Source organism: Caulobacter flavus (genome assembly GCF_003722335.1).
Lineage (GTDB): Bacteria > Pseudomonadota > Alphaproteobacteria > Caulobacterales > Caulobacteraceae > Caulobacter > Caulobacter flavus.
On record NZ_CP026100.1, the window covers coordinates 101,957 to 114,360 of the forward strand.

The 12,404-nt window shown below is 70.0% G+C and carries 14 protein-coding genes; 6 read left to right on the forward strand and 8 right to left on the reverse strand.

Annotated elements, in window-relative coordinates; translation table 11 throughout:
- Positions 1–7: 7 nt before the first annotated feature.
- On the reverse strand, positions 8–1,390 hold the full coding sequence (locus C1707_RS00600; RefSeq protein WP_101712348.1) for a tetratricopeptide repeat protein: 1,383 nt from the start codon (positions 1,388–1,390) through the stop codon (positions 8–10).
- A gap of 375 nt (positions 1,391–1,765) precedes the next feature.
- Between C1707_RS00600 and C1707_RS00605 the strand changes: the two genes are divergently transcribed.
- Positions 1,766–2,251, forward strand: coding sequence for a ribonuclease H family protein (locus C1707_RS00605; RefSeq protein WP_101712347.1), 486 nt, complete (start codon positions 1,766–1,768; stop codon positions 2,249–2,251).
- Positions 2,252–2,338: 87 nt separating this feature from the next.
- Here C1707_RS00605 and C1707_RS00610 read toward each other — a convergent pair whose 3' ends face one another.
- Positions 2,339–2,716: a methylglyoxal synthase gene (locus C1707_RS00610; protein ID WP_101712346.1), complete on the reverse strand. Its 378-nt coding sequence runs from the start codon at positions 2,714–2,716 to the stop codon at positions 2,339–2,341.
- A gap of 168 nt (positions 2,717–2,884) precedes the next feature.
- Between C1707_RS00610 and C1707_RS00615 the strand changes: the two genes are divergently transcribed.
- A complete protein-coding gene (locus C1707_RS00615) occupies positions 2,885–4,096 on the forward strand; it encodes a glycosyl hydrolase 53 family protein (RefSeq protein ID WP_101712345.1) in 1,212 nt (403 codons plus the stop codon).
- Positions 4,097–4,200: 104 nt separating this feature from the next.
- Positions 4,201–5,016, forward strand: a complete 816-nt coding sequence (locus C1707_RS00620) for a hypothetical protein (RefSeq protein ID WP_101712344.1) — start codon at positions 4,201–4,203, stop codon at positions 5,014–5,016.
- A 203-nt stretch (positions 5,017–5,219) separates the two neighbouring features.
- On the opposite strand, the gene C1707_RS00625 is transcribed toward C1707_RS00620, so the two are convergent.
- On the reverse strand, positions 5,220–6,818 hold the full coding sequence (locus tag C1707_RS00625; protein WP_101712343.1) for a peptide chain release factor 3: 1,599 nt from the start codon (positions 6,816–6,818) through the stop codon (positions 5,220–5,222).
- Between the two features lie 9 nt (positions 6,819–6,827).
- Positions 6,828–8,456: a hypothetical protein gene (locus tag C1707_RS00630; protein WP_145998333.1), complete on the reverse strand. Its 1,629-nt coding sequence runs from the start codon at positions 8,454–8,456 to the stop codon at positions 6,828–6,830.
- Between the two features lie 204 nt (positions 8,457–8,660).
- Between C1707_RS00630 and C1707_RS25890 the strand changes: the two genes are divergently transcribed.
- Positions 8,661–8,813, forward strand: a complete 153-nt coding sequence (locus C1707_RS25890) for a hypothetical protein (RefSeq protein ID WP_164467236.1) — start codon at positions 8,661–8,663, stop codon at positions 8,811–8,813.
- 14 nt (positions 8,814–8,827) lie between these two features.
- Here the strand turns inward: C1707_RS25890 and C1707_RS00635 are convergent, their stop codons facing one another.
- Positions 8,828–9,208, reverse strand: coding sequence for a hypothetical protein (locus C1707_RS00635; RefSeq protein WP_101712341.1), 381 nt, complete (start codon positions 9,206–9,208; stop codon positions 8,828–8,830).
- Between the two features lie 131 nt (positions 9,209–9,339).
- Positions 9,340–9,669, reverse strand: coding sequence for a DUF1491 family protein (locus C1707_RS00640; RefSeq protein ID WP_101712340.1), 330 nt, complete (start codon positions 9,667–9,669; stop codon positions 9,340–9,342).
- 69 nt (positions 9,670–9,738) lie between these two features.
- Here C1707_RS00640 and C1707_RS00645 point away from each other — a divergent pair, with 69 nt between their 5' ends.
- On the forward strand, positions 9,739–10,638 hold the full coding sequence (locus tag C1707_RS00645) for a hypothetical protein (protein WP_420808215.1): 900 nt from the start codon (positions 9,739–9,741) through the stop codon (positions 10,636–10,638).
- Positions 10,639–10,694: 56 nt separating this feature from the next.
- Positions 10,695–11,438 (forward strand): DNA polymerase III subunit epsilon, encoded by a 744-nt coding sequence (locus C1707_RS00650; RefSeq protein ID WP_101712339.1) that lies wholly within the window; start codon positions 10,695–10,697, stop codon positions 11,436–11,438.
- A 166-nt stretch (positions 11,439–11,604) separates the two neighbouring features.
- Here C1707_RS00650 and C1707_RS00655 read toward each other — a convergent pair whose 3' ends face one another.
- On the reverse strand, positions 11,605–12,012 hold the full coding sequence (locus C1707_RS00655) for an MliC family protein (RefSeq protein ID WP_101712338.1): 408 nt from the start codon (positions 12,010–12,012) through the stop codon (positions 11,605–11,607).
- 67 nt (positions 12,013–12,079) lie between these two features.
- Positions 12,080–12,394 carry a metalloregulator ArsR/SmtB family transcription factor gene (locus C1707_RS00660; protein ID WP_101712337.1) on the reverse strand — a complete coding sequence of 105 codons (315 nt, stop codon included), beginning with the start codon at positions 12,392–12,394 and terminating at the stop codon, positions 12,080–12,082.
- Positions 12,395–12,404 lie beyond the last annotated feature (10 nt).

The window sequence follows — 12,404 nt, forward strand, 5'->3', positions numbered from 1 at the left end:
TTTCGGATCAGGCGGCGTTCGCCTGCTTGATCCGTTGCAACCCCTGGGCCGCCATGTCGGTCAGCGACCGCAGGCCCAGCTCGGCGAAGATGTCGAAGGCCACGGCCAGGGCGGTGGCCGCCCGGTCGAGGCGGCCGTCGTCGCGGCCGGTGATCTCGACCCGGGCCTCGTACAGGCGGGCCAGGTTCATCTGCGCCACGGCCCAGCCGGCCGGGTCGCGAGCGCCGGGTTGATCGGCCAGCTCGGCCTTGAAAGCCATTTCGGCGGCGTCGAGCACGGCCAGGTCGGCGGTCAGTTCGGCGCAGCGCGCCAGGCTGAGGGCGCGGTTGTTGGCCACGGCGGCGCGCAGGGTCAGGGCCGGCTGCACCTTCACGATGTGGGTGGCGCGGTCGAAGCAGGTGACGGCCTGCTCGAAGCAGCGTTCGGAGGTCGTGGCCTCGCCCATCGTCTGCAGGGTCTCGCCCAGCGAGGCCTGGGCGCGGGCCCAGTCCAGCGGGCTGTGGCCGGGGTCCAGCGGCTCCAGCGCCTGGGTCGCGGCCTCGACCGCGTCGGCGATCAGCGACAGTTCGCCGTCCAGATCGCCCAGCCGGGCCAGGGCGTCGGCGCGCAGCAGCTCGAGGCGCGACCAGGTCAGAGGCTCGAAATCGGGGTCCAGCGCGGCCAGCGCCGTGCGGCATTCGGACAGGGCCACCTCGACCAGCGCGCGATCCTTCAGGCGCACGGCGCAGGCCAGCAGCAGGTCGATTCGGGCGGCTCGCTGCTCGGCCAGTTGCAGGCGGGCGCCGCCGCACTTGGCGCCGCGCTCGCCGGCCAGGATCGCCAGGGGCGCCTCGAAGGCCTGGGCGGCGGCCAGGGCGCGGTCGACGTCGTTTTCCGACAGCGCCATGCGGCCGTCGACGGCGGCCAGCAGGCTGGCGGCCAGGGCCGCGTGCGGACCGTGGCTGGTCTTGGCCAGGGACAGCGTGGCGCCGGCGGCGGCGTGCAGGCCCTCGTCGCCGAACAGCTCGGCGCCCAGCATGGCCAGCACCGCCTGCTCGCAGCGCGCGGCGCAGACGAGATCGGTCTTGCGTTCGGCGTCGGCCAGCCTGGCGGCGGCCTCGGCCTGGGCCGCGCCCTTGCGCAGGGCGGCCGCGTCGCCGGTGCGGCGGGCCACTTCGCGCCAGACCACGGCGGCTTCCAGGAGGCGCACCGCGCGGTCCTTGCAGCCGATGCGGCCGGCGGCGACGTCGGCGGCGCGGGCTTCGTTGGTCAGCAGGCGCAGGTCCATCAGCTCCAGCAGCGCGGTGTCGCCGCCGGTCAGGCCTTCGCGATGCGCCGCGGCGTGGGACAGCCGTCCCTGGCCCTCGACGCCCAGCAGTCGCTTCAGATCGCGCCCCACGAATTCGAACATCGCTCGCGTACTCCGCACCGGGATCGTCCCACCTCGGCACGGCCGGGATGGATTTGACGCGAGATCAGCAAAACCGGAGCCAACGCTCTTAACAAGGGGTTAACGGGTCTGAATCGGCCATTAACCACGAATATTCAGATCACATTAACTTTGATCGCCCGGATGGCCGTGAAATCCGGGCTTTTGACCCATTTTGGCACGCTTTTTGCTTCACCGGCGCACAACCGAGAGAAGGTGCGCACGCACAAATTATAACCCGGTTCACCGAAGTGAAAATGACGTTAACTCTAAGATTTAGGGTATTGTTTACACTTTGTTCAGGGTCGTTACCACGCGGAGTGGCGGATAGCCGCGCAAGGCGTTAGGAACCCTTCCATGACCAGCCCCGCCGTAACCCTCTGGACCGCCGCTCTCTGCAAGCAGGACCCCGGCTACGGCGGATGGGCGTTCGTACGGAAGCTGGACGGCGGAACGGGCGCAGCCGCGATCAAGGGCGCGGCCGGCGGCGAGCGCCGCACCTCCCCCGCCAGGATGAGTCTGTCGGCCGTGATCGAGGCGTTGACCAGCCTGTCGGACCTGCCGGCCGACGCGCCCGTGACGCTGCGCTTCGCCGATCCGGCCCTGGCCGGCGAACTGGTGGCCGCCGACGGCGCCTACGCCGCGGCCGAGCCCGAGGCCTGGGCCGCCGCCCGCGCCCTGGTCGCCGCACGGCCCACGCTGAACCTCGTCCCGCTGGCCGCCGGCGCGCCGCAGACCGGCTTCCTGGCCGCCTGGGCCGAGTTCGGACTGGACACGTCAAAGAGCCGCGGCAGCTTCAAGGCCGCGATCCCCAAGCCGAACCTGATGAAGTTTCCGGGGTAGCGCCTACGGCGCCCCCTCAGTCGCTCCGCGACAGCTACCCCAGAGGGGGAGGTGGCCCAGAGGGCCGAAGGGCGCCGCCGAAGGCGGTTACTGCAGCCCCTTCACCACCAGCGTCGCGGTGGCCGCGTTGCAGGCGAACGGGATGTCGGCCAGGGTCGCCAGGCGGATCAGCGCCTTGACGTCGACGTCGTGGGGCTGGGGCGACAGCGGGTCGACGAAGAAGATCAGGATATCCAGGCGCCCCTCGGCGATCATCGCGCCCAGTTGCTGGTCGCCGCCCAGCGGGCCGCTCTTGAGGCGGGTCAGCTGCAGCTGCGGCAGCGCCTCCAGCACCCGGCCGCCGGTGGTGCCGGTGCCGTAGAGGACGTTCCTTTCCAGGAACGCCGCGTTCGCCTTGGCCCAGGCCACCAGGTCGGCCTTCTTGTCGTCGTGGGCCACGAGGCCGATGGCGAGCTGGCGGGTCATGCGGGGACGGCTCCGGTTGCGAACGTCCCTCCTATAGCGGCTGGCGAGGCCGCCGCCAGCCCGCCGCGCCCCTTCCCTTTTGGCGCGCATTGCCGCTAGGATATATATTGAAATGATATCCCAAATAATGAGACCGCCCGCCTAGGCGGTCCCTGGAGGAAGCCGCCGATGACCCTCGACCGCCGCGCCTTCGCCGCGGGCCTGACCGCCCTGCCCCTGCTGTCGGCCGCGCCGCACGCCCTCGCATCGACACCCGGCGCCCGCCCCGGTCCGTTCCTGCTGGGCGCCGACGTCACCTGGATCCCGCAGGACGAGGCCGACGGCGCGCAGTTCTTCGCCAATGGCCGCAGGCAGGACATTCTCGCCATCCTCGGCGACGCCGGCTTCAACGCCATCAAGATCCGCGTCTTCGTCAATCCCGAGAACGGCTATTCGGAGCGTCGCAAGACCGATCCGTGGGCGGGCCTGGCCCAGACCGTCGCCATGGCCAAGCGGATCAAGGCCGCGGGCATGCACCTGACGATCAGCTTCCACTACAGCGACACCTGGGCCGACCCGCAGAAACAGGGCAAACCCGCCGCCTGGAAGGACATGCCGTTCGACGCCCTGGTCAAGGCGGTCGGCGACCACACCCGCCAGGTGCTGACCGCGCTGGTCAAGGCCGGCGCCAAGCCCGACATGGTGGTGATCGGCAACGAGATCACCTTCGGCATGCTGTGGCCCGACGGCCGCGTGCCCCTGCCCGTCCCGACGGGCAACCCGGCCACCGACGCGGTGCACCTCAACGTTCCCGACGCCGGCGGCTTCGACAAGCTGGCCCGCCTGCTGAGCGCGGGCCTGGACGCCTCGCGCGAGACGGTTCCGGGCGTGAAGACCAGCCTGCACAATCACCTGGGCCGCCACTGGACCATCGTCAGCCACTGGATGGACAGCCTGCTCTCGCGCGGCGTGCGCTTCGACGCCACGGGCTTCTCCTGCTACCAGCAGGCGGCCGAGGGCGACTGGGCCAACACCTTCGCCCGCTTCGGCGAGCGCTATCGCGACCACGGCTTCTACGTGGCCGAATATTCCAGCCGGAAGCGCTACGTGAACGACCTGGTGTTCGACGCGCCGGGCCAGCGCGGCTGGGGCACGTTCATCTGGGAACCCACCCGCCACCAGGAGGCGATCTTCGACCAGGACGGCAAGAACGCCGGCGAGGGCCCGCGTCCCAACCTGCTGTCGCAGGGGATCAACGCCGCCGAGGCCCCCGGCGCGGCGATCGCAGGCGCGCCGGCGCCCCATCCCGAGAAGATCGACAACGGCGGCCGCTACGACGCCAACGCCTTCATGGAACTCTACCGCCAGATGGCGCGGGACTACGGGCTGCGAAAGGCGTGAAGGCTCTAAATCAAACATCTAGAGCGCGTTAATCGGCGAAACCGCTCACGCTTCCGCCTGACGCGCTCTAGAACCGCCTCCGCGAACGCCTGGAGGGTCGAGGGATGAGCGAAGTCGAGATCGACGGGCGCCTGCTGCAGCGGTGGCTGAAGACAGACGCGGCCGATCCGGCCCTGCTGGACGGCTGCGCGCTGGACGACGGCGAGAGCGACGAGCCCCTGCCGATCCTCGAGGTCGACCTCGCCCGCCAGGCTCTGGTCTGCGGCGGGCCGAAGGGCCGCATGCGTTTCCCGTTCGGGCGACTGCCCGACGGCCTTCTGGTGGCGCCCGCATCGGATCACCCGGCGGTCGCGGCGGTCAGGGCCGCCGTGTCGCCGCAGGAGCGCGCCCACCAGAAAATGCGCGACGAACTCGGCCCGGAATATCCCCGCCCCTTCGCCACGGTGGCCGACCTGGAGGCCGTCCACGCCGCCGAGATGGCCCGGCGGGACGGCAAGCTGCCGGAACGCGCCCTGCGCGGGCCGTGGGTGCGGGCGCTGAAGCGCAACGAACTGCACCGGCAGGGCGCGCAGCTGGCGCAGTCCTGGCGCGAGCTGGCCAACGCCTGCGGCGCGCCGTGGTCGGACATCGCCCTGCACCTGGCCTGGTTCCAGCGCGCCGCCGGTCATCCCAACCGCGCGATCGAGACGGCCCGCGACTTCTGGCGCTCCAAGGCCCCGGCCTCGCAGACCGAAACCGCCATGCTGGCCACGGTCGAGGCGGCGGCCTGGATCGACCGCTTCGAGCGCAAGGGCGGCGCCCCGCCCGATCTGGTCGAGGCCCGCCGCGCGGCGGCCAAGGCCTACGCCATCTCGCCGACCGATCCGGAGATCCAGACCGTCTACCAGCGCCTGAAGTCGGCCGAGGCCGGACCGGGCTAGGCTGCGCACTCAATTGCGCGAGTACTTTCTAATCGTCATCCCGGCCGAAGGGCCGCGTAGCGGACCGTAGAGCCGGGACCCAGGGGCCGCCTGCATTGCGCCGGCCCCTGGGTCCCGGATAAGCGCTTCGCGCTTTCCGGGATGACGAGCAATAAGCGATTGAAATGCTTAGACCCGACTCGCAGCGCAATTGAGTCCGCAGCCTAACCCCGTTCCTTCGTCCGCTCGAAGCGCACCTTCGGATAGCGCTCGGCGACGTAGTTGATCTCCCAGGACGACTTGCCCAGGAACACCGGCTGGTCGTCGATGTCGCGGCCCATGGCCGACTTGTGCTTGTTCTCGAAGTCCTCGACGTCGGCGCGCTCGCCGACCAGCCAGCGGGCCTCGGCGTAGGGGCTGGCCTCGAAGATCACGTCCAGCTGGTACTCGTTGCCCAGGCGGTCGGCCATGACCTCGAACTGCAGCTGGCCGACGGCGCCGACGATGAAGTCGGACCCGATCATCGGGCGGAACAGCTGGGTGACGCCTTCCTCGGCCAGGCCTTCCAGCGCCTTCTTCAGGTGCTTGGCCTTCAGCGGATCCTTCACGCGAACGCGGCGCAGGATTTCCGGCGCGAAGTTGGGCAAGCCCGCGAAGCGCAGGGCGCCGGTCTCCGACAGGCTGTCGCCCACCCGCAGCACGCCGTGGTTGGGAATGCCGATCACGTCGCCGGCGAAGGCGTCTTCCGCCAGTTCGCGATCGGAGGCGAAGAACATGATCGGCGCGTTGACGCTCATGGCCTTGCCGGTGTTCTGGGCTTTCAGCTTCATGCCGCGCGTAAAGCGGCCGCTGGTCAGGCGCAGGAAGGCGATCCGGTCGCGGTGATTGGGATCCATGTTGGCCTGGACCTTGAAGACGAAGCCCGAGACCTCGTTGTCGCCCGGGGCGACGTGGGTCTCGGCCCCGGCCTTGCTGGCCTTGGCCGGCTTGGGCGCGGGCGCATAGGCGCCGATGCCGGCCAGCAGCTGGTCGACGCCGAAGTGGCGCAGCGCCGAGCCGAAGAACACCGGCGTCATGTGGCCTTCGAGGAACGACTGCACGTCGAACGGCTTGCCGGCCTCGGTGACCAGCATGGCGTTGTCCTCCAGCTCCGAACGCTCGTCCGGATCGAGGTACTGGACGATGGCGTTGCCGTTGAAGGCCACGGCGTCGGGGTGGCCCTCCTCGTCGGTCGAGCTCTTCTTGGCGTAGGGCAGGAACTGCTGGCTGCGCAGGTCGAGCATGCCCTTGAAGCGCCCGCCCGAACCGGCCGGCCAGTACAGCGGCGCCGGATCGAGGGCCAGCTTCGAGGAGACCTCGTCGAGCAGCTCGAACGGGTCCTGGGCCTCGCGGTCCATCTTGTTGATGAAGGTGATGATCGGGATGTCGCGCAGGCGGCACACCTCGAACAGCTTCAGGGTCTGGGGCTCGATGCCCTTGGCGGCGTCCAGCACCATCACGGCCGCGTCGGCGGCAGTCAGGGTGCGATAGGTGTCTTCCGAGAAGTCTTCGTGGCCCGGGGTGTCGAGCAGGTTGAACATCAGGCCGTCGTGGTCGAACGTCATCACCGAGGCGCTGACCGAGATCCCGCGCTCGCGCTCGATCTTCATCCAGTCCGACTGGGTGCGGCGGGCCTGGCCGCGCGCGCGCACCGCGCCGGCCGCGCGGATCGCCCCGCCGGCCAGCAGCAGGTTTTCCGTCAGCGTCGTCTTGCCGGCGTCGGGGTGGCTGATGATGGCGAAGGTGCGCCGACGGGCGGCTTCAGCGGCGGGAGAGGTGCTCATCCCGCGCAACTACCCCCCCGGCGCGTCCTTGTCACCTTCCCCCGAGGCCGCGGCGGCGGTCGCGGGCTTCAGGGCCTCGCCGTCGGCCTTGCCCTCCAGCGTCGTCAGCAGCTGGCCCGCGCGCCTGGCCTGGGCCCCGCCATGCGGATTGCCGGCCACGGGCTCCAGCAGCTCCCGCGCGATCTCGTACTGCTTGGCGCGGATGAACAGCCGCGCTGCGTTGACGCGGATGGCCGGGTTCTGCGGCGCGATCGAGGCCGCGCGGAAGACCACGTTGAGCGTATTCTGCGACGGCTCGCGGTCCAGCGACTTGGTCTCGGCGTAGCCGTAGAGCGTCAGGTAGTTGTCGCCGTCCAGCTTGTGGGCGCGACCAAGATAGGTGGCGGCCTCGGCGTAGACGGCCTTGGCCTTGTCACGGTCGGCCGGCGTTCGGGCCAGGCGCCGCGCGGCCTCCAGCCGGCTGTAGGCCATGACCTGCAGGGTCTCCAGGTCGTCAGGCCGCTCGTCGAGCAGGGTGGTCAGGATCGCCTCGCCCTTGGCGCGGTCGCCCAGGTCGATCTCGGCCCGGGCCAGGGCCAGGCGGCTGTAATACTCGTTGGGGCGCTTGGCGGCGATCTGCTGGAACTGGGCCAGCAGCGCCGGAGCCTCGGCCTTGGCCACCCCGCCCTTCAGGCGCTGGACCTCCAGGATCAGGTCGTCCGCGCCGGCCGGCAGGCGCGAGAAGGCGATCTGCGGCTTGGGCGGCTCGCGCCCGATGGTCAGCACCGGCAGCGACTTCATGTAACCGCGCAGCGTCTTCTCCAGGGTCGCCGAATCCTGGCCGTAGAGCTTGGTCCAGCTGGCTATCGGGTCCTGGTGGTCGCGCACCAGCTCCAGATAGTCCTGCAGCTTCTTGCGCCGCTCCTTGTCGCTCCAGATGTAGTGGGTCAGCAGCCAGGACTGGGCGTAGAAGGTCAGGGCGTCGTCGCGATCGAACTGCGAGGCGCGCTTGGACAGGATGTCCGACATCGGCAGCCACTTGTCGTTCAGCAGCGAACTGGCCCGGCCGCGGCTGAAGTCGCCGATCCTCACCCGCTTCATCTGCAGGTCGATGGTCTTGTAGTACTCGGCCAGCCCCTCGACGAGCCAGCCCGGATAGGCGTCCGGGAAGTACTGCATCATGAAGTGGTGGGTGTACTCGTGCAGCACCGTGTCGTCGCCGTTGGTGCGGTCGCCCAGATTGTCGTCGTTGCGGATGGCCAGGACGAAGATGTCCTCGACGCCCGTCAGGTAGATGCCCTGCAGGCGCTCGTCGGCGTTCGGGATCACCCGCCGCAGCTGGCGGGTGTCGGACAACAGGTACAGCGGCAGCTTGCGCGGGGTCTCGACGTCGGTCTTGCCGTGCAGGGTTCGCAGGACGGCATCGAAATCCTCGAGCATCGTCACGTAGCGGCGGATCAGGGCCTCGCTGCGGTCGGAATAGACGATGAAGTGCTCGCTCTCGCCGCGGATCCAGCGACCGGGCGCGTCTGCCTGCACGACAGGGGCCTGGACGACGGGCGACGCCGGCGGCGCGCCTCCGCCCTGCGCCCAGGCAGGACCACAGACACCCAGGGCCGTCGCCAGGGCCAGCCCAACGCCCACCATCCGCGAAACCAAGCTCACCCCCCGACACAATTTGACGTTGAGCCTTGCCGGACATTGGGGTGCGGCACAAGGGCCCAGCTTGCCTGTACGAGGTTTTCGCCGCCCGACGAACAGGCGTTCGAAAAGACCCTATTCAACTTGGGGAATTGGAGTCATGCTCTTGTTTGTCGCCGACGTTCGGCCCCCGAGAGCCATCGGGGCGACGGAGGAAACGACATGGCTCTGGCCGAAGACCCTCGTGATCACATCCGCCACCGTTCCCTGGGAAGCCGCCCGCTGGGGCAGAGCGCGCTCTGCCTGGGCACGGTGCTGGCCGGACTGGTGGTGATCGCCCTGGTCCTGAACATCGTGGCCGGCTTGTTAATGTAAGCCAGCCGGCGACGTCAGGCCGCCAACCGACGCCAGACCTGGCGGTCGGCTTCCAGATTGGTCAACTGGCCCGCCTTCTGGCGCTGATGCAACGCGCCCATGACCTCGAGGCCGATCTGGGCGTAGCGCACCTGCACCTGCTCGATCAGGCAGCCGCGCGCCGGCGCGACGAACAGGACCGCGTTGATCTCCGGCGCCTTGGCGATGATCAGGGCCGCCAGGCGCTTGGCCTTCTCCAGCTGCTTGTGGTGCAGCAGCGGCTCCTCGGCGAAGAGCTCCTTGCCCAGCTCGGCGACGAAGTTCAGCGACAGGGCGGCGAAACGGTCGCGCGTCATCGGCGGCGACAGTTCGGCGGCGTCCAGGCTGAGCACGACGTCGTTCATCAGGAAGAGCATGGTCGGATGACGGGGGCTGCTGGGAGACCTGCGACATCCTGACGCGCTCTACTTTAGGTCTGGTTTAGCGGCAGGGTTAATGCTGTGGATCGTTGCATGAACGCCGTGCGGCTCGTCGTCCCGGCCAGCGCTCAGCCCTCGACCGCCTCGGTGAGGAAGTGACGGCCCTCGCGGTCCTCGATCTCCACCACCCAGACGTCGGGGTCGATGCGGGCCGCCCGCTCGGCATAGGCGTCGAGATCCGGCTCGAAGTCGGACTTGGTCGGCTGCATCCACACCCGCTCGCCGTCGCCGCGCGTGGCCTCGCTGTAGAGGCGCACCGTGCCCGCCTTGCGGTCGACCACCTTGACCAGCACCACGCCGGCCCGCGCGTCGCCCTTGCGCACCACCATGGCGAAGGCGCCGCCCAACTCGGCGCGGCGGATCAGCGCGCCCACCCATAGATCCGTCGAAAGAAGCATCGCTAACCGAACCGCAACCAGGAGCGGCTAAGGTCCGCTCGAACATCCTCTCTCGCAGAATACGAGAAAATGGCCACCGTGAAGACCTCCGCCCCGCGAAAGCGGCGCCTGGCGGCGACGCTCGTCGCCGCGGCCGCGCTCGGCGCGGCCCAGACGGCCACGGCCACCCCCTCCGACGTCTTCTACGAACGCAGCCTGATGAGCGCCGCCGGCGCGCGCTGCGGCCTGTTCAGCCCCTCGCTATCGGGCGCCCTCGACGCCGGGCGGGCCCAAGCCCGGGGCGCGGCTCTGCGCGCCGGCGCCAGCGTCGAGCAGCTGGACGGCGTGCAGCAGCGCGCCCACGCCAAGGCGGCCTCGGTTCCCTGCGGCTCCAAGGACCTGACCACCGCTGCGGGCCGCGTGCGCAAGGCCTTCGAGGGCTACGCCCTGCTGCAGCGGATGAACTATCCGGGCGACCGCGCCAGCTGGCAGGCCGACCGCGCCAGCTCGGCGACCATCCCGTTCTGGCGACTGTCTCAGCCCTCGACCTTCGGCGGCGACCGGCTGGTGTTCGGCCTGGCCGGCCGCAACACCGAACTGCTGGCCGTGGCGACCTTCGCCGACGGCGCCCGCCCCTACGCCGCGCGGCTGGTCATGCGCGACCCGGGCCGCACCCAGGGGCCCTACCTGAAGGCCCGCAACGGCGGCGGCCTGGCCGACAACGCCGCCCCCCGCGCCGCCAGCCGGGTGTTCGGCGCCGAGACCCGCGACGCCGCCCCCGCCCCGACCTTGATGCCGACCGGGGCCAAGACCGGCATGGCCTTCCGCTTCCCGCGCGAGGCCGGCGACGTCATCGCCCGGCTCGACCCCCGCGAGGCGATGACCGTGGAGTTCGTCATCCAGGGCCGCGACGGGCGCGAGACCGTCCGCCGGGCCTATGTCGAGGTCGGCGACTTCGCCGCCGGCCGCGCCTTCCTGCGAGTCAGCTGACAGTTTTGGGCGCCGGGCCGTTTGGCCCCGAGCCCGCCAAGGCCCATATTGGCCTGATGACACGCATCCGCGTCATCGACCTGGAGACCGCCGGCAACGGCCCCCAAGACGTCTGCGAGATCGGCTGGCAGGACGTGGTCCAGGACCCGGACGGCCGCTGGCGCGTCGACGAGGATCGAGGCGCGCTGCTGGTCAATCCCGGCCGCCCGATCTCGCCGGAAACCATGGCGGTTCACCACATTCTCGACGCCGAGGTCGCCGGCTCGCCGTTCTGGAAGGACGCCGCGCCCGGCGTGCTGCGGCCCGACGGCGGCGTTGCGGCCCTGGCCGCCCACCGGGCGTCGTTCGAGCAGCGCTACTGCACGCCGGCGCTGGCCGGCGGGGCGGCCTGGATCTGCACCTGGAAGTGCGCCCTGCGGCTGTGGCCGCATCTGACCAGCTTCTCCAACCAGATGCTGCGCTACCAGCGCATGCCCCGGGGCCTGGTCCACGCGCTGGGCCTGCCGGCGCACCGCGCCCTGCCCGACGCCTATGTCACCGCCCACCATCTGCGCGACATGCTGGACGCGGCCTCCCTGGAGCAGTTGCTGGCGTGGAGCGCCGAGCCGGGCCTGCTGCCGCGCGTGCCCAGGGGCGCTGATCGCGGCAAGGCCTGGAGCCTGCTGGACGAGGACGCCCTGCGGACGCTGGCCCAGGACCGCGACCCCGACGTCCGCTTCAGCGCCCAGACCGAGCAGCGCCGGCGCGGCGAGGCGGCGACGGCGGAGGCCGTGGAGCCGGCGCAGCCAAGCCTGCTGTGAGAAGCTCATAGAACGAGTTGGCGATTTTCCATGACCCCCTCCCCCTTGATGGGGGAGGGGCAGGGGTGGGGGTGGTGCGGCGTTGGATGCCGCACCGCCGCCAAGTCAGCAGTCACCCCCGTCCCCGCCCTTCCCCCATCAAGGGGGAAGGGAGAGAAACGCCCCCCTATTTCCCCGCGTCGGACGGAGCCATGCATTCGACCGGCTTGGCGCTGGCGACGTCCTCGCCGTCCTTGAGCGGGGCGACCATGCCTTCGGTCATGCCCTTGGTCCACCATTGCAGGCCCTCGCCCACATAGCGCGCGCCGCTGGCCGACATGGCCACGGTCAGCGTGCGGGTCTTGTCGCCGTAGTCGATGACGGCGGTCTTGTCGTCGGGATAGGTCGCCTTGAGCACGCTGCCGTCGGCGCAGGCATAGACGATCTGCTTGGGCTCGGCGGCGGCGGGCGTCGCCGGCGGCGGGGTCTGGGCCAGGTTGTCGGGCGTCGGCGCGGGCTTGGGCGCCTCGGTCTTCTTCTCGCAGGCGGCCAGGGCCAGGACGGCCAGGCCGGCGACGAACAGTGGGCGGATCATCGGCGGGCTCCCCGAAAAGCGAAGGTTCGAAGAGCCTACAACGTCGGCTGGCCGACGTCGTTGCCGATCACTCGCCGTCGCGTTTGGCCCTCAGGCGCGCGCTCTCGGCCTTCAGCGGCCTGGAGACCGGGCAGACCTCCTGCACGAACTCGTTCAGCGTGTTGACCAGGCTGTCGCGGGTCAGGCTGTAGTGCACGAACTGGCCGCGCTTTTCGCTGCTGACCAGGCCCGCCGCTTCCAGGATCGACAGGTGCTGCGAGACCGCCGGCTTGGAGATCTCGAACCGCGAGGCGATCTCGCCCGCCGTCAGGTCGGCATGGGCCAGATAGGCCAGGATCTTGCGCCGGACCGTCGACGACAGGGCTTCGAATACGCGTTGCATGGACCATCAT